The 18774-nt window shown below is 62.2% G+C and carries 21 protein-coding genes; 7 read left to right on the plus strand and 14 right to left on the minus strand.

All coding sequences use genetic code 11. The features are described from left to right. Positions 1 to 260: 260 nt before the first annotated feature. From H0O21_RS09205 to H0O21_RS09235, 7 genes are all read right to left on the minus strand, one after another. Entirely contained in the window at positions 261 to 3029 is a 2769-nt protein-coding gene (locus H0O21_RS09205) for a DUF3987 domain-containing protein (protein ID WP_185189466.1), read from the minus strand. A 232-nt stretch (positions 3030 to 3261) separates the two neighbouring features. Next, positions 3262 to 3582, minus strand: coding sequence for a hypothetical protein (locus tag H0O21_RS09210; protein WP_185189467.1), 321 nt, complete (start codon positions 3580 to 3582; stop codon positions 3262 to 3264). Between the two features lie 67 nt (positions 3583 to 3649). Further along, the gene (gene xisR / locus H0O21_RS09215; RefSeq protein WP_185189468.1) at positions 3650 to 3880 is read right to left on the minus strand and encodes an excisionase family protein; all 231 of its coding nucleotides are present in this window, start codon (positions 3878 to 3880) and stop codon (positions 3650 to 3652) included. Between the two features lie 116 nt (positions 3881 to 3996). After that, entirely contained in the window at positions 3997 to 5094 is a 1098-nt protein-coding gene (locus tag H0O21_RS09220) for a site-specific integrase (protein ID WP_255440965.1), read from the minus strand. A gap of 293 nt (positions 5095 to 5387) precedes the next feature. Further along, complete coding sequence (locus tag H0O21_RS09225; protein ID WP_185189470.1) at positions 5388 to 7529, minus strand: 4Fe-4S binding protein; 2142 nt, start codon at positions 7527 to 7529, stop codon at positions 5388 to 5390. A 59-nt stretch (positions 7530 to 7588) separates the two neighbouring features. After that, positions 7589 to 8947, minus strand: coding sequence for an oxygen-independent coproporphyrinogen III oxidase (gene hemN, locus H0O21_RS09230; protein WP_185189471.1), 1359 nt, complete (start codon positions 8945 to 8947; stop codon positions 7589 to 7591). A 70-nt stretch (positions 8948 to 9017) separates the two neighbouring features. After that, positions 9018 to 9698, minus strand: a complete 681-nt coding sequence (locus H0O21_RS09235) for a biliverdin-producing heme oxygenase (RefSeq protein ID WP_185189472.1) — start codon at positions 9696 to 9698, stop codon at positions 9018 to 9020. 82 nt (positions 9699 to 9780) lie between these two features. Between H0O21_RS09235 and H0O21_RS09240 the strand changes: the two genes are divergently transcribed. After that, positions 9781 to 10119: a hypothetical protein gene (locus H0O21_RS09240; RefSeq protein ID WP_185189473.1), complete on the plus strand. Its 339-nt coding sequence runs from the start codon at positions 9781 to 9783 to the stop codon at positions 10117 to 10119. A 20-nt stretch (positions 10120 to 10139) separates the two neighbouring features. Here the strand turns inward: H0O21_RS09240 and H0O21_RS09245 are convergent, their stop codons facing one another. The 3 genes from H0O21_RS09245 to acsF are packed head-to-tail and all read right to left on the minus strand — an operon-like array spanning position 10140 to position 12564. Next, complete coding sequence (locus H0O21_RS09245; protein WP_185189474.1) at positions 10140 to 10823, minus strand: long-chain fatty aldehyde decarbonylase; 684 nt, start codon at positions 10821 to 10823, stop codon at positions 10140 to 10142. Further along, a complete protein-coding gene (locus tag H0O21_RS09250; RefSeq protein ID WP_185189475.1) occupies positions 10823 to 11524 on the minus strand; it encodes a glycosyltransferase in 702 nt (233 codons plus the stop codon). Before H0O21_RS09250 ends, H0O21_RS09245 begins: the two co-directional genes overlap by 1 nt. Then, positions 11521 to 12564, minus strand: coding sequence for a magnesium-protoporphyrin IX monomethyl ester (oxidative) cyclase (acsF, locus tag H0O21_RS09255; RefSeq protein ID WP_185190963.1), 1044 nt, complete (start codon positions 12562 to 12564; stop codon positions 11521 to 11523). Before acsF ends, H0O21_RS09250 begins: the two co-directional genes overlap by 4 nt. Positions 12565 to 12688: 124 nt before the next feature. Here acsF and H0O21_RS09260 point away from each other — a divergent pair, with 124 nt between their 5' ends. The 5 genes from H0O21_RS09260 (at position 12689) to H0O21_RS09280 (ending at position 15382) form a co-directional block, all read left to right on the plus strand. Next, entirely contained in the window at positions 12689 to 12994 is a 306-nt protein-coding gene (locus H0O21_RS09260; RefSeq protein WP_130129091.1) for a helix-turn-helix transcriptional regulator, read from the plus strand. Beyond that, positions 12994 to 13659 (plus strand): pentapeptide repeat-containing protein, encoded by a 666-nt coding sequence (locus tag H0O21_RS09265; protein WP_185189476.1) that lies wholly within the window; start codon positions 12994 to 12996, stop codon positions 13657 to 13659. The genes H0O21_RS09260 and H0O21_RS09265 overlap by 1 nt, the downstream gene beginning before the upstream one ends. A gap of 114 nt (positions 13660 to 13773) precedes the next feature. Then, positions 13774 to 14406, plus strand: a complete 633-nt coding sequence (gene pdxH, locus H0O21_RS09270; protein ID WP_185190964.1) for a pyridoxamine 5'-phosphate oxidase — start codon at positions 13774 to 13776, stop codon at positions 14404 to 14406. Between the two features lie 86 nt (positions 14407 to 14492). After that, entirely contained in the window at positions 14493 to 14954 is a 462-nt protein-coding gene (locus H0O21_RS09275) for a hypothetical protein (protein WP_185189477.1), read from the plus strand. A gap of 41 nt (positions 14955 to 14995) precedes the next feature. After that, complete coding sequence (locus tag H0O21_RS09280; protein WP_255440968.1) at positions 14996 to 15382, plus strand: hypothetical protein; 387 nt, start codon at positions 14996 to 14998, stop codon at positions 15380 to 15382. A gap of 20 nt (positions 15383 to 15402) precedes the next feature. Here H0O21_RS09280 and H0O21_RS09285 read toward each other — a convergent pair whose 3' ends face one another. Together H0O21_RS09285 and H0O21_RS09290 are read right to left on the minus strand one after the other, a co-directional pair. Continuing rightward, positions 15403 to 15639 (minus strand): hypothetical protein, encoded by a 237-nt coding sequence (locus H0O21_RS09285; RefSeq protein WP_131457268.1) that lies wholly within the window; start codon positions 15637 to 15639, stop codon positions 15403 to 15405. A 35-nt stretch (positions 15640 to 15674) separates the two neighbouring features. Then, complete coding sequence (locus H0O21_RS09290; RefSeq protein WP_185190967.1) at positions 15675 to 16433, minus strand: metallophosphoesterase; 759 nt, start codon at positions 16431 to 16433, stop codon at positions 15675 to 15677. A 76-nt stretch (positions 16434 to 16509) separates the two neighbouring features. On the opposite strand from H0O21_RS09290, the gene H0O21_RS09295 reads away from it, so the two are divergent. Beyond that, complete coding sequence (locus tag H0O21_RS09295) at positions 16510 to 16962, plus strand: Fur family transcriptional regulator (protein WP_185189478.1); 453 nt, start codon at positions 16510 to 16512, stop codon at positions 16960 to 16962. Here the strand turns inward: H0O21_RS09295 and H0O21_RS09300 are convergent. Together H0O21_RS09300 and arsS are read right to left on the minus strand one after the other, a co-directional pair. Then, positions 16928 to 17431 carry a hypothetical protein gene (locus H0O21_RS09300; protein WP_185190968.1) on the minus strand — a complete coding sequence of 168 codons (504 nt, stop codon included), beginning with the start codon at positions 17429 to 17431 and terminating at the stop codon, positions 16928 to 16930. The two genes, H0O21_RS09295 and H0O21_RS09300, sit on opposite strands and share 35 nt — an antisense overlap. Positions 17432 to 17459: 28 nt before the next feature. Then, positions 17460 to 18434 carry an arsenosugar biosynthesis radical SAM (seleno)protein ArsS gene (gene arsS, locus H0O21_RS09305; RefSeq protein WP_185189479.1) on the minus strand — a complete coding sequence of 325 codons (975 nt, stop codon included), beginning with the start codon at positions 18432 to 18434 and terminating at the stop codon, positions 17460 to 17462. Positions 18435 to 18774: the final 340 nt, after the last annotated feature.

Consider the following 18774-nt stretch of genomic DNA (forward strand, 5'->3'; position numbering starts at 1 on the left):
GACGACGACTGACGCAGCCTGCAATGGGGGATGCATTGGGGGACATGTCACGCTCCCCCATAAGAAGAGCCGCCACGACTGCGATCTTTCAGCTATGGGGGATATGGGGGAGGGGGGTCCCTTTTTTAATCAGGTCCACAACAGGGGGGGGAAAAAAGAGTCGAAACCAGTCCCCCTCTCCCCCCTTCCCTCAAACCCCCTGGGATCACTGGTTTGTTATGGGGGACAAGGCCGCTCCCCCATTGCTCCTCGACTCCCCCTTAAGAAGGCAGATCAGCAATGGCCCGGTACAGCATTCCGCCCCTGGGGCCCTCGCTCACCTCGCCGACACCCAGCTTGGCCAAAGCCTGCATGGCCTGTTCAGCTAGACCGGCATCGATTCCCTTCTTCTCTTTACCGCTCATCTGCTGGCGCAGCTGCCCCCAGGTCACTTCCCCCTCCCCCTTGTGGGCCAGGGTGTGAATGCGACGCATTAGCGACGACACCCCCTCCGCATCGGCTGCTGCTTGCTCGTGGAAACCCAGCGCCCAATCATCCATCGCGTCTACCAACTCCATAGCTCGCTGCAGTGTGGCCACCGGAACTTCCACCTCAACCGGCCTGTTGAGTACCGACAGCTCCAGCAGGTGCAGTAATACAGCAACCCGGAGCACTTTGCCGGCTGACTTGCCGTAGAGCGCACCATGCGCGTCCAGACGGGCTTGCTGGGCCTGAATCTGCTTGTTGTGCTCGTAAGCACTGAAGGCCTCGATTGCCTCAGGATCGAGCTGGTAGCGCTGTGCCGGCATCTTGTGGATTTGTCGGGCATAGTCCTGCAGATCCTGATTGGCCTGTTTGACTGCTGCCACTCCCTCCGCACTAATCCCTGTGGGCAGGGGCACCGTATTTTCCGGTAAAGGCGAGAAGAGGAAGCGCGCCCATTTGCCTGAGGGGTCGCCGCCCTTGATCAGTTCCCGCAGCACCCCGGGCTGAATGGCTCCGTAGATGCTCACCTGACAGCGTTCATAACTGCGATCGCCGGCTGAGACCCGCAGCGAGGTGTAGGCCTGCCCGTCAAACAGCTCCAGCAGCTGCTGTTCATCGGAACCGCGGCCGGAGCGGTAGGCATTCATTGCACCGAACAGGCCGGAGAGCTCATCGCGCAGCACCAGCACGCTCAGGCCTCGTTTGTCGAGCTCCTGCAGCTGCTGAACGAAGGCCTCCCCGGTGTAGTCCTGAATCTGTAGATAGATCGCCACCGGCTTGGGTGGACGCTCGTCTTTCTTGCAGCCTTTGCATTGATCTCGCCAGGCCTTTAATGCACGGGTGTTGGCGACATCGATTTCCCGTTTGAGTTCCTGCGCCGGCCTCCGAACCAGCAGCTTCTCCAGCGGGGTTTTCTTCTGGCCTGAGCGCCCCACCGTGGCCACGTAGAGGTTGGCCGGGGTGACGAAATCGGTGTAGGGGTTGCCACAGATCGTCGTGCCCAGCTTCACCAGGCCGCTGACACCCGCCAGGTAGGCCGTCGCCACCACGTGGTCGCAGTACGGCAGGTGTTCCGTGATTCGCCTGATCGCCTCCGCCAGAGGCGGCGGGAACAGGCGATCCAGGGTGATGGGTGCACGGGCTTGATGCCGAGCCAGATCCTCTTCCAGGGCGCTGGCTTCTTGCTGCAGGACATCGAATTGCTCTTGCTCGATGCGAACGGCCGCCAACAACTGGCGGAGTTCGTGCGGATGGAGATCGGATTCATCCCCCAGGTCCCCGAGCAGCAGCTCCAGTTCGGTGGGCGAGCGATGGGCGGCAATAGCATTTCGGATTCGGTCGCGACACTCTTCACGGCTCAGTGGCGGCGGCTTGCTGCGATCAGAGGCGGCATCAGCAGATGCCCCGCTGCTCGAGCCTTTGCCGCGGCCACCCCAGTGGCGGGTCCGATCACCGGCTAGCCAGGCGTAGTGACGCTGGGCCCGATCGGGATCCCGATGACGACAATCCGCCCGGATGATCGATTCCAGAACACGTTCCGCTTTGTCGCCGATGTCGAGGGCGGCGATCGCCTGGGCGAGCAGCTGATCGGGATCGCCTTCAAATCTCCATCCCTTCTCCAGCAGCAGGTTGTGCCAGCTCCAGAGCTCCTTCACGTAGCCGGTGAGCTGAAGGCTGCGATCAGAGGCGGCCGATGGATCCACGCCATAGGGCCGGCCTCCCCTGAGCACCTCCTGCGCCTTGCTGCCGATTAGGTCGGCCAGCTGCGGAATGTTGCTGACGCTCGTCGGGGCTTGTCGCTTACTGGCTGGCGGCGATGGTTCCGGCGCGGCTGGCCGGGGCATGGCTTTGACCACTGGGAAGATCCCTATCGAGGCCAGGTCAGGCACCTCCACAAAGTGGTGGGCGGCTTCGGGATTGATCAGTTCATATGGGCCTCTCCCGTTCTGGGTGGGCGCACAGACCGACACCCGGGTGCCGGCCAGCACCTCACCGCGATGAGGGCCACCATGTTCAGTGCTGAAGTTGCAATGCAGCCCACCGCCAGGGCGCTTCCAGCTAGCCATCCGATCCCTGACCCGCACGTAAACATGCACCCCGCCACTGGGGGTTCGCTCCATGCGTGTGCCGGTGAGCACTGGATACCTCTCCAGTAGCGCCATCCAGTCAGCCTCCAGATGCTGGACACTGTCGTAGTTCTTGGTATCGAAGTCGATCGACACCACGTCCTTCGATGGGATGATCGCCAGCCCCAGTTCCTTCCCCAGTCGTTCAGCGATCGCGATCCGTTCGAGAAGTTCTTCCCTGTCAGCACACATGGCGTGGCTGATGGTGCTGGGGTTGCCATTAGGCAACCAGCAAGATGGGTTCTTGCCTACGAAGGCCGGCACAGGCTGACCGTTCTTCAGCACCGGCTCCCACTCACCCGTGGCCCTGTTCTTCTTCCGCCTTGGATAGAACTCCGCTGGCAGAGCCAACGGGATGACCGTCTGGACCTGCAGTCCCAATCCTGTGAGAGCGCAAATTTCTGAGCGCAGAATGTCGTAGTAGGAGGGATCAATCATTGATCTCTCCAATGCACTCGTTATCCCACCCGATCGGGAGAAGAATCAGGTCGGGATGGAGTCGATGTAGCTGGGCAAACCAGCGCGGGGAGGGCGTCTTGGATACACTGATGTCTGGAGTGTTTTCCATGACGCCCTGGTGGTTCAGGGCGTTTTTCATGCCTGGTCATGGCGGAGTGTTGGGGGGTAAAGGGCAATGGGATAAGTGTTAAGTAGCGCATCGCATTAGCACTCAACCGGCTCGATCTCCTGTCTTCGCGACAGCGCGGTTGTGCTCCACCATCGCGTCGCGTGAGACCTCGTCAGGGTTAAACCAGTCACAGGCTCCCCGAAAGTCAGCGGCCCGGTCACCACGGAAGATCCGGCAAGGCACCCAGCGAACAGGCCCTCCGCTTTCGGGCACTTCGATGATGTTTTGCACCTCGAAGCCGCTATCCCATTGGGCTAGGACGGCGCAGTGGTGTTTCTCGGTTTGCCACGTTTCGTAGATCTGCCAGGCATTGCAGCCCAAGCGGAGGTTCTCGATGTACGAAACAGCATTGTTTTCAGCCATGATGAGTATGTTTGTTGTATGTCTTTCCCGCCCTGTCGGGCGTGGATTTGTTTGACCTTCGCGGTCCTCAGCCGACCGCCTGCTCAAGGGTGCGGTGATCTCTCGCGAACTGCGCTGTGATCGCAGCATCAGTAGCGGGAAGGTTGTAGAGCAGCGCGCTGCGTGAATTCATGAATTTGCGGCGGTAATGCTCACCGGGCTGCAAGACACCGGCTTGGCGGTATCGCATGAGGGTGCGTTCAGACATGCCGAGATAGTCGGCAGCCTGCCGCTGCGGAACCCAAGGGGATTCAGGCATTTTTGATAGGTAGATGAAGAACAACCGACACACATCTGAGCGCGTCGTACTCAAACTCTACACGATCTGTCAGGGGTAGGCAATCGAAATAAGGATCTAATTTCGTCTGCGTTTATCTATCTAACTAACGCTGCGTTTTGCATTGCGCGATTAAATGCGTTTTCAGCTCCTGATTCGGTGGCCCACGGATACGACCGGCAATGCACTTCAAGGCTGTGGCCCATCGCCAGCGCCATACTTCCGCTGTCGATCCCGCGTTGGTGGCCCCTCACGCTGTAGCTATGCCGGAATGAATAGGTCGTCACCCTCTCATCTCTCGCAGCGGCTGCAGCGATCAACGCCATCCATGCTGGTCTGCGCCTCAGGTACTGATTGACCCGCAGTGCAACCCGCGAGCTCTCATCCATCTCGGGCAGCCGCAACAGCCCGGCCTCCCATCGCTGCAGCAGATTCCAGCGCTGCATTTCACCATCGCCATCGATCAATGGCAGTGGATACAACCGCCGGGGACGCGTTACCCCTCCACCGGCGCGCTTCTGGTAGCTGCACCACCAGTAGCTCTGGCTCGTTTTCGGATCGGTCCGTACACCTAGATATGTCAACTCGACCGGCCGCAGCCCCAGCTCAGCCAGCAACCGAATCGCGTCTGCCCACCTGCGGCCCGGGCCGTCATCAGGGAATGAGGCGATCAGGTTGATGATCTCCTGATCGCTCACCGGATCGCTGCCGCCCGCCTCCGCTGTAGCGGGTTTCCGGCCGATGTGATCCTTAAGGCTCGGTGGTGGTTGCCATACGGCCGGGAATCGCTCCCGGGTTGTGCAGTAGGTCAAAAACTGCGCGAGGTTGCGCGCGCGCTCCTGCCGCGTTCTGCTGCCCGGTTCCCATCGCCTGATGCAGGCATCGATCAGATCCGCTGGTGTGGTGGGGGGGTTCCGACTGGTCAGCAGCGCAATGGCATCAGTCAGCACAGGTTCGTAGCCGCCTGCCCATGTCTGAGGCTTGATCGCGGTGCCGTGGTGGAGCTTTTGATCTCTGAAGCGCTCCATGGCGCCAGACCAGTCGGTGCGTTCAGTGAGCTTTGGTGCCTTACCTGCAGCGACATCCGCCGCTTGCCTCAGGTTGTAACCCTCTCCGACCACCAGCCCGAACAGATTCCGCACTCGGGTGTAGGCGTCACCAGCGGAGCGCTCCGACCATTGAATTTCAAGTGTCACGCTTTGAGACTTCTCCCCCGGCGGCCTCAAGTTGACGCGAACACGGCCCCTCTCTTCTTGAACACCCCACCCCTTCCCGAGGGCTCGAACCTGCGACCTGAGCGCCGTCTCCCAGGGATCCTGCTTTCTGACAGATGGCATTGAACGCGTGCAAAACGCGTGCAAAAACTATCGAAATGGTCATGACAGGTCAAGTCAGCATCGGCCAAATCGCAGTCAGGGACTAGAGATGCCTTGCGGCGCATACTTTCTTGTAGTGCTTTGGGAGCAGGATGCCGGGGGTTCAAATCCCTCTACCCCGATCCATTCACGAGCCAGCGACCGGTAGCGGCCAGCAGCACCATCAAACCGGTTGCTGCGATCCAGGCGCTTCGACTGTTGCTCAGCATTCTGCGCAGGATGACGGCACTCCAGAGTGCGCCGATCACCACAGACAGGCTTTGACAGAAGGCGATGACGTGGAGGTCTGCTTGCCAATGGGGCAAGTTCCATGCCCCCTCCTCCAGCAGTGGGGATGCACTCACTGGCAGCAAGAGGCCTGCCTCCTCCATTCCGAGGGGAAGGTGGTCGGCCAGCAGAAGGCTCCAGATCAAGGGGAGCAAGCCGTAGACGGTGCGATCCAGGCGGGTCTGGCTGAAGAACGGGCGTGCACAGAGAACCAGTAGAGAAGGGATTGCCAGGGCGAGGGTCGCGAAGGCAAGCCTTGGAAGCAGTGGTCCGCTGCTCAGGCTTTCCGGTGCCAGGGCATGCCAGCCCCAGAGCCGCTGCCAGTGATCCAGGCTGATGCTGCCGGCCAGGATCAGAAGCAGGGCCGGTTCGCCGAATGGGATTGCCATGCTGCGTTGCAGGTCGGCAGCCGGGGGGCGAATCGCCAGTCGAACGGAGCGATGGAGGCAGGCCTGGGCACAGGTGAGGCAGAGCACACAGTTGCGGTTATCGCGCAGGTGGGCGGGGTGGGTGCCAAGCGGGCAGCCGTTGCTGGCCATTCCTTCACCTTCGGCCGGTCCACCCTTGAAGCAGGCGTAGCTGTTGCAGTTACCGCTACAGATCCCTGCCTGGGCGCGCAGTTCGAGGATCGACAGCTTCGCGAACAGACCGTTCATGCCACCGATCGGGCAGAGGTAACGGCACCAGAACCGCTTCTCGAAACGCAGTGAACAGACCACAGCGCCGGCTGTGATCAGCAGCAGTAAACAGCTGCTCAGCCAGGCTGTATTGGGCAGGTTGCCAAGCGCTTCCCAGATGAGGATCAGGGCAAAGCCAGCGCTCAACCAGCGGGACGCCCAACCGTCATGGTCTCCGCGGGGCCATGGGGCTGGTCGCCAGCTGAACCTTCGACTCAGCCGCTGGCTGATCTCTCCCCAGACCATGAAGGGGCAGAACGAACACCAGAGCCGCCCCACCAAGGGGAAGCCGATCAGGATCAGGGGCCACCACCAGGCCCAGAACAGATTGAGGGCTCCGTTATGGGCTCGATCCTGAGGTCCAAGCCAAAGCCAGAGGTTCACCAGCACGAACACCCAGCTCACCAGGCCGAACAGCAGGGTGTTCCAGAGCCGTGTTGAGCGCATCCACTCCCTGAGTCGTGGCTTCCAGCGCCAGAGATCGAAGCGGGAGTACTGCTGGCGGGGTGACGTCCAGAACACATCCTCCGGCAACAATTTCGGAGCTTGTCTGGAGCTCTGGCCATTGTGATGCGTCTCCTGATGGCGCACCTGCTGGATCGCCCGGTCGATCAACGCATCGAGTTCGCGCAGGTTGTTGGGAAAATCGTGGGTTTGCAGCTGCTTCACCACTCCTTCTGGCACTTCCGGAACTTGCTGCCAGCCAAGGCTTCGGCTCTTTTGCCGTACTTCGTAGCGCAACCATTCACCGAGGTCCTGGCGCCTGACCCGCAAAGGGGGAACGCGAATCAGCGTGCAGCAGTCGTCGAACTGGCCGAGGCTTCGTTCGGCGGTGAAGAAGAGGCGACCTTCAAAACGATGTCTGGGTGTGCTGGCATCCAGCGGCGCCCATTCACCGGTGCGGGCCAGGTTGAGCAAGGCCTGCCTGGCTGGTTCGGGCACCTGATCGAGATCATCAACAAGCAAGGATCCAGTCCCGAGCAGCTCCAGGAGGGGCTTTGGCCCCGGGGCATCCCCACTGCCAAACAGATCGGCGCCGTCACTGCGCATGCGTGCTCCATCGAGACGAAGCATCAAGTGATGGCGATCAACAGAGCCGAAATGAATCAAGGCCGCCAGGTTGTCTTTCTCCAGCCCGGGTTCGCCGTACAGCAATACCGCATGACGGTCCCGATCTGCGGCAGCCGATCGCACGGCATCCCGCAGTTGCTTCGCCTGTCGGCTGCTGCCCACGACCCCGCGTCGCGGCCGCGCCACCAGATGGGGGGCAAGACGCTGCAGGGTGGCGTTCTCAACCCGATCAGGCGACATCGCGGCGTTGTGCTCTGAATCCATTGTTGTGTGGGCCCGAGTAAAGCACCGTGTGCTGCTCAGATCAGCCGCGAACCGCTGGCCTGGCGTCGCTGATCCGGATCGAACACCGCAGCAATCGTGCGGATCAGCCAGCGGCCGTCGTTGGTGACCTGAACGCTGACCCCTCCCTCGTGGCGGTTGAGTCGCACCAGACCGTCCCGCTCCAAGGCCTCCAGGTCGCGGAGCTCGCTGTCAAAGCCGTGCTGGGGAACCTCAACCGTGAAGTGGCACATCACATCGCGGATCAGCTCCCGGCGGCGCAGCACATCCGGATCCTTCACGACCAGACCGCGCTCCACCGGGAGCGTCCCGTTCGCCAATGCGGTGGTGTAGGCCTTCAGGCCCCGTTCGTTCTGGCTGAACAGATGGCGGAACTGGCTGATCGCGCTCGGCCCGATCCCGAGCAGATCCAGCTCTCCACCGGTGGTGTAGCCCTGGAAGTTGCGATGCAGACGTCCTTGCCGAGCGGCCTCGGCCAGGCCATCGCTACTCAGGGCGTAGTGATCCATGCCGATTGCGTCGTAGCCGTTGGCGCAGAGAAGCTGATTGGCGTCCTCCAACATGCTCAGGCGTTGCCACTGGCTGGGGAGATCCTCCGCCTGAATCTTGCGCTGCATCGGCAACTGCTCGGGCAGGTAGGCAAAGGAAAACAGTGAAATCCGATCCGGACGCAGCTCCTGCACCAGGTTGAGGGTGCGCCTGAAGCGCTCCTGGGTCTGCAGGGGCAGACCACAGATCAGATCAACATTGACGCTTTCGAACCCCGCTTCCCGCAACCAGTGCATCGCATGACGCAACTGGGTCTCCGGCACCACCCGGTTGACGGCCCTCTGCACATCGGGATCGGCATCCTGGATACCGAAACTGATGCGGTTGAAGCCCAGCTCCCGTAGCTGGCAGGCGGCATCGCGGCTGAGACCTTCCGGGTTGACCTCAATCGAGGCCTCCAGCTCGTCGTCGAAATCGAAATAGCGACGGATCAGTTCCCAGAGCTGGGCCGTTTCCTCGCGATTCAGATAGTTCGGGGTGCCGCCGCCCCAATGCATCTGCGCCAGTCGTCGGCGTTGGGGCATGGCCTCGGCGATCAACTCCAGTTCCTTTGCCAACGCGGCGAGGTAGGGCTTCACCACCTTGGAACCGAGCTGGGTGGTGATCCGGTTGCAGCCGCAATACCAGCAGGCATGGCGACAGAAGGGCACATGCACATACAGCGACAGGGGCGCGTCGGTGACGTCCGCCAGCTGTTGCCGCAACTGGAGCTCGCCCACATCGTTGCGAAAGGAAGCGGCGGTGGGGTAGCTGGTGTAACGAGGCACAGGCCGATCGTGTTTGAGCAGCAACGCGAGGGCTCGGCTGGTCTGGGGCGTTGCTGTCATGGCGATGGCTGGGTGGCGGGATGGATGAACGGGGCGGGGGGCAGCGGCCTGTGGTGGTGCTTTGGGGGGATCAGTCGAGCTGGGTCAGCTCCGCCAACAGGGCCTGGGTGGCGTCGAAGGCCTGCACCGCCTCATCCAGCAGTTCCTCCTCCTCGGCTGCGGAAAGTTCCATCTCTTCGAAGCCGTCGTGCAGCGCCAGCTTGAGCTCGGTGATTGGGGCGCTGAACGACCAGAAGCTGAGGGCGGGAAGAGCGGCTTTTTGCAGGATGGCGTTGGCCTGGGTTGCCAATTGCTGCCCGCCTGAGAGATCGCCGCCATAGCGCACATACACGTGGGCCATCAGCCGATGGGGGGCCTCACGGGCCAGCAGGTGCAGTTGCTCCATCCAGATCGCGGCCGCAGCCGATGCCGGCGTGGCGGGAACGCTGGCGAGAATGGCGAGGTCGTGACGCAGGGCGGTGGTGCGGGCGAGGTCGTTCCAGGGAATCGAATCAGATCCGAGCGAGTGGGCCAGGTCGGGGGCGTTCTGCTCAAGGAAGGCATAGGCCGGCGCCAGAGCCCGCATCAAGGCCGCCAGCTGGCGGGGGGAGGCGTCACCGGCGAGCAGGGCCCTGGAGAAGCTCATGCCTTCGGCCTTGTGATGGGCCTTGCCGATCCGGCTATGCAACTTGCGCACTCTGGGGCCAAAGCCGCGACGCATGTCGGCATCGGCGGGATTGGCGTGATCAGAGATCGAGTGGCTGGCGGTCATGGCAATCAAGCGACCAATGTAAAAACAGTAATACGTTGCCGTTATGACGTGGTTCAATGGTTCTGGTTTGTTGTGTGTCTTCATGGTTCTCGCCTCTCAGGGCTCCTCCTCAGGTCTGCAGGCGTTGATCGCCCGCGTCGGGCGTCTCAGTGGTGATGGTCAGTTGCGCGAACTGATCAAGGAACGCCACGCCCATTCCTCCCCCAGCGATGCCGGGATCTGGTACCTGCCCGAGGCCTGGTCCGAGGCGGTGTTCGGCGTGGCAGGTCGGGAGGCCGTGGTCGTGCAGGACCCGAGCGTCGCCACCTGGTTGGAGCTGCGCTTCGGCGTCACCCCCCAACCCCTGTCGCTCGAACCGGAGTGGCTCAATCGCAATGCCAGCGGGCTGCCGCCGGCGGCAGCCCCTGTGGCCCTGGATTAATCAGGCTTGATTGGGATGGATCAAGGGGCCATCCGGGCGGCCGCTCGCATCAGCAGTCGCCGCGCCTCCTTGCTCTCAAAACCCACCGCTTCCAACGACTCGCGGAACAGCTCGCTGAAGCTGGCGAGGGTCTCGACCGGATCCATGCCGATCTGCTGCAGGTCACTGGCGAGCGTCTGCAGGATGGCCAGGGTGAGCGGCAACGCCTCCACCACCACCGCGCTGACCCGGGCCTTCACCTGATCGAAATGGCGCTGCAGCCAGGTCTCGGCGTAGTCGAGGTGTTCCGATTCATCGTTCATCACCGCTGCGGTGATCGGCCGGGCGTAGGCATCGGCCACCGGCAGATAGTGGCGGTAAGCCGCCACGGCGAAACATTCCACGATCAACCCCTGGATCACCAGGCATTCAGCCCGATTGCCGTCGTGGTCGTGACGTTTGAACAGATCATGGAGAGGCTGAAACAGGCGGCGGGCCAGGGGGAGATCGGCCACCACGCCGAGGTTGCGGCCACAGCCCACAAAGGCGCTGGCATGGTCCCCCTCCATCCGTCCGAGCCGCTGCAGCTCGTCGCGATCAGCGGGAATGCGCCGCGCCAACATCTGAAAATGGCGATTGGCGAGACCTTCGCCCACAATCACAACGCCGTTGATCCGGCTGTAGGCCTCGCGGTAGGCCGCACTGGCAAAGTCGAGCTGGGTCATCACGAAGAAGCTTGAAGCGCTAATGGGTGGTTGAGGGCCTGGCGGGCCTGTGTCCAGAGCTCAGAGCGAGGCATGGTCTGGCAGTCGTCAAACCAGGGACCGCCCAGGGTGTAATGGAGGATGCGGGCGTCTTCGGGAACGTCCTGCACACCCACCAGCACATTCCATTGCGGCGGCAGTTCGCCGATCTCGCCGTCCTCGAGCCATTGGAACTGGTGCAGCTCCAGACCGCTGGCCGTGTTCACCACCTGGGGGGTGAGTGCCTTGCAGCGACCACAGTTGAACAACATCACCGACGACCAGTTCTTGCGGCGATAGGGGGTCTGGGGCATGCCCTGGAATTTGGTGCCCGACTCGCAGTCGTGCTGATGCTTGACCACCTGCACCGCATAGCGGTCGTCGCGCAGGGCCCAGAGTTCAGCCAGATCACCGAGGCAGAGCATGTCGGCATCGATGAAGAGGGCCCAACCCTCGTAGCCGCAGAGCCACGGCACCAGAAAGCGACTGAAGGAGAATTCCGTGCTCTGCAGTGGATTGTGCGGCCGGGTGTACACCGAGCGCAGCTGGGAGAGGCGGATCTGGGCGATCTGCACCGGCGCGCTGGCATGACGCTGCATCGAATCGGTGAGGACATTCACCGCCACGTCTTCGCGCGGATCAAAACCAATGAAGACGCGGGGAAATGGATCGGTGGGTGTCATGCCGCCACCTCGTTGCTGGCCTGCATCGGCTGCAGAAACTGGCGCAGCAACAACTGACCAAAGCGCAGCCTCAGGCCGAGCCGAGTCCAGGCACCGGCCAGTCCTGGCTGATCCACCTTGCTGTTGTTCAGGCGCCGGAAGGTGTCGACCAGTTGATCCCGCAGGGCCAGGAACTGGGAGTTCTCCAGATCAAACACCCGGGGGAAGGCGCGCCGGGCTGTGCGATTGGTCTGGCGCATCACCTCCGCATCGAAGCGGTCGGGATCCATGCCGAGCAAACGGTAGAAGTCACCGCGCTCACACACCGTGAGGCTGTGGGTCAGGAACACGCTCCACAGGAAGAAGCGGCTGAGCAGGGAGCCGCGCAGGCCGCTGTTGAGGCCGGGCCAACAACGGATCAGCATGTTGAAAATGTCGCCATGGCGGTTCTCGTCCTGACACCAGGGCTCGAAGAAATCAAACAACGGCGCGAAGGCATTCTCTGGATGGGCCTTGAGATGTCGGTCGATCAGGATGTAGCGCCAGTAGCCGATCTTCTCGGAGAGATACACCGAATAGAGCACCCAGTTGAGCGGGAACCAGGTGATCGGTCGCTTGGTGCTGAGGGCGGGCAGGTCGATTTCGATCCCTTCCGCCACCAGGGCCCGGTTCAGGAAACCGGCGTGGCGGGCCTCATCGCGGGCCATCAGGTTGAACAGACGACTGAGCTCCGGGCGCTTGGCGTCGCGCAGCTGGCGGGAGAGCTCCTTGAACAGGAGAAAGCCGGAGAATTCAGAGACGCAGGAGCGCACCAGATAGCTTTCATAAGCGCTTTTCTGCTCGGGATTGAGGTCGCGCAGGCGATCCAGCGGGGCACGCCGATCGAAGTGATCACGGTTGTAGTCGGCCTCCATTTCACTGAGCATCGCCTCGAAGGAGGAGCGCTGCTCCTCGAGATTCGTGCGAGCGGCCTTGGCGATCTCCGTGGTGTAGAAGCGAGGTGTGAGCAGGTCTTCACGAAGATGGGGAGCCGTCGGTGCTCCGCTGGTGGTGGCTGTCATGGTGTCGAGAGCGCAGGGCATGTCGCTTCGAGGACTATGCCATAACGAAAGCGTGATGACACGGAATCGGCGATCAACGGATCCGTGCCATGATGATGGCGTTTGAAGCTTGTGACGCGGCCCGATGGAGCATCTCGCCGATTATTTCAAGGTCTTTTCCGAACCCAACCGTCTGGCGGTGTTGGAAGCCCTGCGCGATGGGCCGATCAATGTCACCGCTGTGGTGGAGAAAACCGGTCTGAGTCAGGCCCTGGTCTCCAAGCACCTCAAACTGCTCACGATCGCCGGTGTGGTGGAGCGCCGCCCTGAAGGATCGCTGGTGTTCTACGAAGTGATCGATCGCTCGGTGTTCCGCTTCGTGGCCCAGGCCGAGAAGCTGTTGCTCGCCTCCCGGCGTCAACAGCTCGATGCCCTCAGCGCCATCGTTTGATGGCTGGTTTCAGCGCCCTGCCCACCACGGTCGAGGAGCTGCGGGATCAACTGAACTCCGGGCAGACCCGATTTCCGGGATTGCGCCTCGGTGAGATTGATGGCGTCGATCTCGATCTGGCCGGATGTGATCTCCACGGTGGCTGCTTCAAGGAAGCCCGTTTCGGCCACGCCTGTCTGGCCGGCACCAACATCGAAGGCTGCTGCTTCCAGCAGTCGCTGATCTGGGGCGCCGACCTCTCCGGCGTGCTCGCCCAGGGCTCCTCCTGGCATGACGCCGACCTCTCCGGCTCCCGCCTGCAGAAGGCCGATTTCAGTGGCGCCTTCCTGCACCGCTGCTGCCTGCGGGGCGTGGTGGCCGCCGGAAGCCTCTGGCGCGGCGCCCGTCTGGTGGAAGCGGATTTCCGCTCCGGGCTCGACCAGCTCACCGATCTCGGCGGCGCCGATTTCGCTGCCGCCGATCTCAGCTTTGCCCTGCTCCAGGGGGTCAACCTGCAGGGCGCCAATCTGCGAAACAGTTGCCTCTATGGCGCTGATCTCAGTGGGGCCGATCTGCGGGGTGCCGACCTGAGTGGCTGCGACCTGCGCGACACGCGCCTTTGCAACGCCGATCTGAGCGGAACGGTGCTGGATGGCGCTTTTCTGCCCGAAGAACGTGCTCTCTGATCCGATGCAAGACCAGCCCGATACAGGTCAACGCATCCAGTACGAGGCCATGGTCCTGGCCACCGGCCTGCAATGCCGCGAACCGAAGGCCACGGCGGGCCACTCCTGATCGGCATGGATCCGGCGGAACTGCGACGTCACTACGGATCGGCGGCCTTACGGCGCCGCGATCTCGCGGATGACCCGATCGCCCAGTTCCGCCTCTGGTTCGAGCAGGCCCTTGCCGCTGAGCTGCTCGAACCCAACGCGATGGTGCTCAGCACCGTGGCGGCGGATCAGCCGAGCAGCCGCACCGTGCTGCTCAAGGCCTATGACCAGCGCGGTTTTGTCTTCTTCACCAACAGCAGCAGCCGCAAAGCGAGGCAGATCGCTGCCAATGGCCGGGTTGGCCTCCTCTTTCCCTGGTATGGCCTCGAACGCCAGGTGGAAATCCAGGGTGAGGCGACGCCCATTGCCCTCCTGGAGACCCTGGCTTACTTCCGCTCCCGGCCCCGGGGCAGCCAGCTGGGTGCCTGGGTCTCCCAACAGAGCTCGGTGATTTCCGGCCGCCAACTGCTGGAGCAGCAGCTGGCGGCGATGCGGCAGCGGTTTGAGGCTGGTGAGGTGCCCTTGCCTCCGTTCTGGAGTGGCTATCGAGTGCGTCCGCAGACGATCGAGTTCTGGCAGGGGGGCGCCGATCGACTGCACGATCGCTTCCTCTACCAGCGCGAGGGCGAGACCTGGAATGTGGAGCGACTTGCCCCCTGAACGCAGAGGCGATCCGACCAATCCCTTGATGCGCTTATGCCGGTAAAGGCATACCATGGACTCATTCGGTGGATCACCCTCCTCCCATGGCCGATCGCATCTTCCAGTTCCGCCTACGCAGCGACCACACCGCGCCGGATCGTCAGACCGAAGCGTTGGTCGTGGACTTTCTCAATGCTGAGGGGCAGTGGGAACCCCAGGATCCAACCCTCACCACGCCGGGATTTCGGCTCCTCCTGCTCTCGCTGTTGCTCTGCCAACACTTCTATCTCGTGGCCAATGCCCGGGAGATGGCGCTTCCCCTCCATCGCGTCGAAGGCGACATCAAGGTCACCACCGGCGACGACTGGATTCTGACCGCCTTCCAGGGTGACTTCCGCATCAGCCTCGACCCCGCGGCCAGCCCAGACGATCGCGCCAAGGCCGATGCCGCTGCCCTTGATCACATCCGTCAGCGCATGGCCCTCTGCCCGGTGTCGCGCAACCTGCCTGGCACCGTGCAGAAGCTCACCAGCCTCTGCTTGAGCGAGGGGAGGGGCCCCGCCTGAGGGCTGTGGTCGGGGCCGCCGATCCGTGGCTATGGATCAGGGTGGTCGCCTCCACCGGCATGCCCCGCTCGTCCTTCCTGGTGATGCTGCTGGCTCTGGGCATGGCGCCCGTGGCCGCCCAGCCGAGGCGCGGTCTGCCGCTCAGCGCAGGTCAGTCGATTCTGGAAGCGGATGCGGTGCTGGTGTCCTCAGGCTGGCGTCCGCATCCGATCGGTCCAACCTTGCCCCTGGATCAGGAACGGGCCGGCGTGCCCCTCACCAGCCTGTCGGCCTGTTCCGGAACCGGGGTGGGGTTCTGCCGGTTTGATTACCGCCGCAACGGTCGCCAACTGTCGGTGGTCACGATCCCTGCCCCTGCTCGTGTCGAGCGTGGTCGGGCCATCGGTGGTGTTGTGGAGCGCTGGTGGGTCGAGACGGTCGGGCCTTAATTCGCTCAGAGCTCCCGACCTCAGCTGATTGTTCCGGTGAGCCGGATGGTCCCCCAAAGGTCAAACACGCAGAACACGATGCCGATCACGATGAGATCCCAGGCACGGTGACGGACCGCCCAAGGGGCCAGAAACAGTTCGGCAATGCCATGCAGAGCGGTTCCAATCGCCACGTGCTCCAAAACCAGCAGGCCATGGGCCAGCAGGAATAGAGCACTGGCCAGGCAGCGCATCACCACTTGCCAGGATCCGGCCAAAGCCTTCAGCAAACCATTCAGGAGGATGGGGCACCCTACCCCCAGCGCAACAGGGTTGTCCCCACGCTTCCGTCTTCCTTGATGTCCAGCAAGCGCCCGCCGGGGTGTTCCGGTCGATTCAGGGGGCAGGGTTGCACGGCCTGGAATGACGCCAGGGTTGATGGACAGCCCAGCAGGATCACATCCTGACGCCCTGGCAAAACACCTTGCCAGTGTTGATGGATATGGCCGAACACCACAGCGCGCAGGTCCGTCGCCGGCTGAAGCATGGCGATCAGCGCGGCGGCATCCTTCAGGCCGATGGCATCCATCCCTGGATCTCCGATCGCCACGGGGGGATGGTGGAGGGCCACCAGCAGCGGTCGTCCCGCCTGGCTGGGGTCTGTCAGCCGTTTCTGAAGCCAGGTGAGCTGCGCGGTTCCCAAGGCACCGGCGCAAGCTCCGGCCTGATGGCTGGAGAGAAGCAGCACCCTTGCGTTGCCAACCAGCAGCTCGGCGGGCGCCACCGCCGCAGTTCTGCCAAGCGCGGCTCGCAACAGGGCTGGATGATCATGGTTGCCTGGCAGCAGCGCTACCGCCACGGTGTCTGGTAGCCGTTCCAGGGAGTCGCGCAGTTTCTGGTATCCGCCCCAGCTTTCGTCCTGGCAGAGGTCACCGCTCACCAGCAGCAGATCAGGGTGAAGGGTCAGGCCCTCCTCCAGGGCTTGATGCCAAAGCCGCAGAGCTGGCTTGCCGCGCACCAGCGCAGAAGCCCGGTTCACCAGATGGGGATCACTCAGCTGCAGCAGGCGCACAATGAAAGCCTGATCGGCACCACCATTGTCGCCTCCTCTCATTAGTGGTTACTGTTGAGAAGATCGACGGAAACCGATGTCAGCAGGATCGCCGTCGACGCGGGTGAAGGAGCCGTTGGAGCGTGGGCTTCACGAGGACGGTCGGCGTCTCACCCCACAGCGTCGGCGAGTGCTCAATCTGTTTGAGCGGATCGGTTCCGGCTCCCATCTCAGTGCGGAGGATGTGCATCAGCACTTGCTGGAAGCGGAAGCCAGGGTGTCCCTCGCCACGATTTACCGCACCCTCAGGCTTCTGGTGGAGATGGGATTTCTGCAGGAGCTGGAGCTCACGGAAGGTGGACGTCGCTTTGAGCTTTGCTCTGGTGACCATCGCGATCACCATCATCTGGTCTGCATCCGCTGCGGACGCACCGAGGAGTTTGAAAGCATTCCTGTGATTGAAGCTGGCCGCGAGGCAGCTCAAAGCCATGGGTTCGAGTTGATCGAATCGAGCCTCAATGTGCGTGCGATTTGCCCGGATTGTCGCTGACGGCCTCTGCATGGTTCAGGCAGGGCATCCAGTAGTCACCCATCCGATGGCTACCTGAACAGCCGAGTCTCAGGGCTTGCTGTTCGGCCTCTTCGCGGGTCGGATAGGCGAGCAGGGTGTCTGGTTCGCTGGCGGTGGCGGTTCCAGAAGGGCTGTGTTGATGCGAGGCGCCCTGATGGGCGTGATGGCTTCCTGTTCCGCCGCCCAGATGCACGAGGCCCATGCCCTGGGGCCCTGCGGTCCAGACCCCCATGGTGTTGACGCCTACCGCCAGAAGACCCATGCCCACCACCGCACAGTTGATGACTCCCATGGCCACGACACCGATGGACACCACGCCCATGGGCACAACGCCAATGCAGATCACACCCATCGGCACGATGCCGATGGAGATGGTGCCGAGGGGGGCAACGCCGAAGGCAATCCGCTTCGGTTTACTGCCGCAATGGGCCGGAGCCTGATCTTGCATGCTCAAGTCTGGTGGTTGGTTCATGCTCTCAGCTCAGGGACCCGCAGCAACTGGAACCATGACCAGCGGTGCAGCCGAAGCAGTGATCCGCGACGTGAATCTCCATGCCGATCAGCTGATTGGTCTGATCCAATAAATCCTCCAGATGGCGGATCGGTCCCTTGATCGAAAGCCCGAGCTGCTGGTTGAAATCACAGTCGAAGAGTTCACCCGTCCAGTTGACGCTGATCAGTCCTCGGCACATCACGGCCTCGAGGTTCTCGTGGCGATGGGCGAGCTGAAGCGTCTTTTGGTAAGTCTCCAGCTCGCCGCGATGGGCGAGGTCGCGGGCGAATCGCTCGATCGGCATGTTGGTGATAGTGAGCAAGCGGTTGAAACGCAGGCCGTAGCTGTCTGCAAGGGCCCGCTGATAGTGCTCTTGCAGCTGCGCCTGGGGTGGTGGCAGCGCCGCTCCTGCCGGGTTGTAAACCAAATCCAAGGGCAAGGAGCCGTCAGGGTTCCCATAGCCGAGGGCATTCAGGCGCTGTAGAGCTTGGATGCTGCGCTCGAACACTCCGTCACCCCTCTGGCTGTCGACTCGCTCCGCCTCCGTACAAGGCAGCGAGGCCACAACATGCACGTTTTGAGCTGCCAGGAACTCCGCGAGATCCTCCTGACCATCCTCCTGAAGGATGGTCAGATTGCAGCGATCGATCACCGCAATTCCCAAGGATCGTGTCCGCTCCACCAGAGAGCGAAAGCGTGGATGGAGTTCGGGTGCCCCACCAGTGAGATCAAGGGTTTTGATTTGTAGCCGTTCCAGCAAGTTGGGGATGATCTCGATCAGATGATCCGCCATCATTTCGGTCCTCCAAGGACCGGCATTCACATGACAGTGGCTGCAGCTTTGGTTGCAGCGGTAGCCCAGGTTCACCTGCAACGTGTGCAGCTGGTTCCGATGCAGCGTGGGGAAGCTCGTGGTTCGGGTCGTCGAGGCCAGGGCGTGCAATCCAGTGGGGACCATTCTGGATTGTGAAGACTCCAGGGTGTGAATAACAGACAGACAGAGAGGCCCGACCATGGGGCCGGGCCTCAGGTTCAATGGCTGCTTTGGCAGTGGATCTTTGTGATCGCGAACCGAATAGATAGAACGTGCAGGCTCGATCGACTCTGCACAAAATGATTCAATTGTTGTGCGGAGTTGCTGGCGCAGGGCCCTGGGGCCATGACGTTTCAGCAATGAAATCTTTGCGACCCTGGGGCACCTGGCACGGCGCATAGGGAGATCATAAACCCCTTTTTGAAAAGGGCTTGACTGACCTTAAGACTTCAGAAATTCGAACGAGACTGTTGGAGCAGGGTCC

Origin of the sequence: Synechococcus sp. HK01-R, from assembly GCF_014217855.1 — a bacterium.
In the GTDB taxonomy this organism is placed as follows: Bacteria; Cyanobacteriota; Cyanobacteriia; order PCC-6307; family Cyanobiaceae; genus Synechococcus_C.

Bases quoted from the DNA above. Each gene is read 5' to 3' on its own strand.
- H0O21_RS09225 (WP_185189470.1), bottom strand. From the start codon at position 7,529: ATGTCGCCTGATCGGGTTGAGAACGCCACCCTGCAGCGTCTTGCCCCC.
- arsS (WP_185189479.1), bottom strand. From the start codon at position 18,434: ATGGTCCCCACTGGATTGCACGCCCTGGCCTCGACGACCCGAACCACG.
- xisR (WP_185189468.1), bottom strand. From the start codon at position 3,880: ATGCCTGAATCCCCTTGGGTTCCGCAGCGGCAGGCTGCCGACTATCTC.
- H0O21_RS09205 (WP_185189466.1), bottom strand. From the start codon at position 3,029: ATGATTGATCCCTCCTACTACGACATTCTGCGCTCAGAAATTTGCGCT.
- H0O21_RS09210 (WP_185189467.1), bottom strand. From the start codon at position 3,582: ATGGCTGAAAACAATGCTGTTTCGTACATCGAGAACCTCCGCTTGGGC.
- H0O21_RS09240 (WP_185189473.1), top strand. From the start codon at position 9,781: ATGGTTCTCGCCTCTCAGGGCTCCTCCTCAGGTCTGCAGGCGTTGATC.
- H0O21_RS09235 (WP_185189472.1), bottom strand. From the start codon at position 9,698: ATGACCGCCAGCCACTCGATCTCTGATCACGCCAATCCCGCCGATGCC.
- H0O21_RS09295 (WP_185189478.1), top strand. From the start codon at position 16,510: ATGTCAGCAGGATCGCCGTCGACGCGGGTGAAGGAGCCGTTGGAGCGT.
- H0O21_RS09275 (WP_185189477.1), top strand. From the start codon at position 14,493: ATGGCCGATCGCATCTTCCAGTTCCGCCTACGCAGCGACCACACCGCG.
- hemN (WP_185189471.1), bottom strand. From the start codon at position 8,947: ATGACAGCAACGCCCCAGACCAGCCGAGCCCTCGCGTTGCTGCTCAAA.
- H0O21_RS09265 (WP_185189476.1), top strand. From the start codon at position 12,994: ATGGCTGGTTTCAGCGCCCTGCCCACCACGGTCGAGGAGCTGCGGGAT.
- H0O21_RS09250 (WP_185189475.1), bottom strand. From the start codon at position 11,524: ATGACACCCACCGATCCATTTCCCCGCGTCTTCATTGGTTTTGATCCG.
- H0O21_RS09300 (WP_185190968.1), bottom strand. From the start codon at position 17,431: ATGCAAGATCAGGCTCCGGCCCATTGCGGCAGTAAACCGAAGCGGATT.
- acsF (WP_185190963.1), bottom strand. From the start codon at position 12,564: ATGACAGCCACCACCAGCGGAGCACCGACGGCTCCCCATCTTCGTGAA.
- H0O21_RS09260 (WP_130129091.1), top strand. From the start codon at position 12,689: ATGGAGCATCTCGCCGATTATTTCAAGGTCTTTTCCGAACCCAACCGT.
- H0O21_RS09245 (WP_185189474.1), bottom strand. From the start codon at position 10,823: ATGACCCAGCTCGACTTTGCCAGTGCGGCCTACCGCGAGGCCTACAGC.
- pdxH (WP_185190964.1), top strand. From the start codon at position 13,774: ATGGATCCGGCGGAACTGCGACGTCACTACGGATCGGCGGCCTTACGG.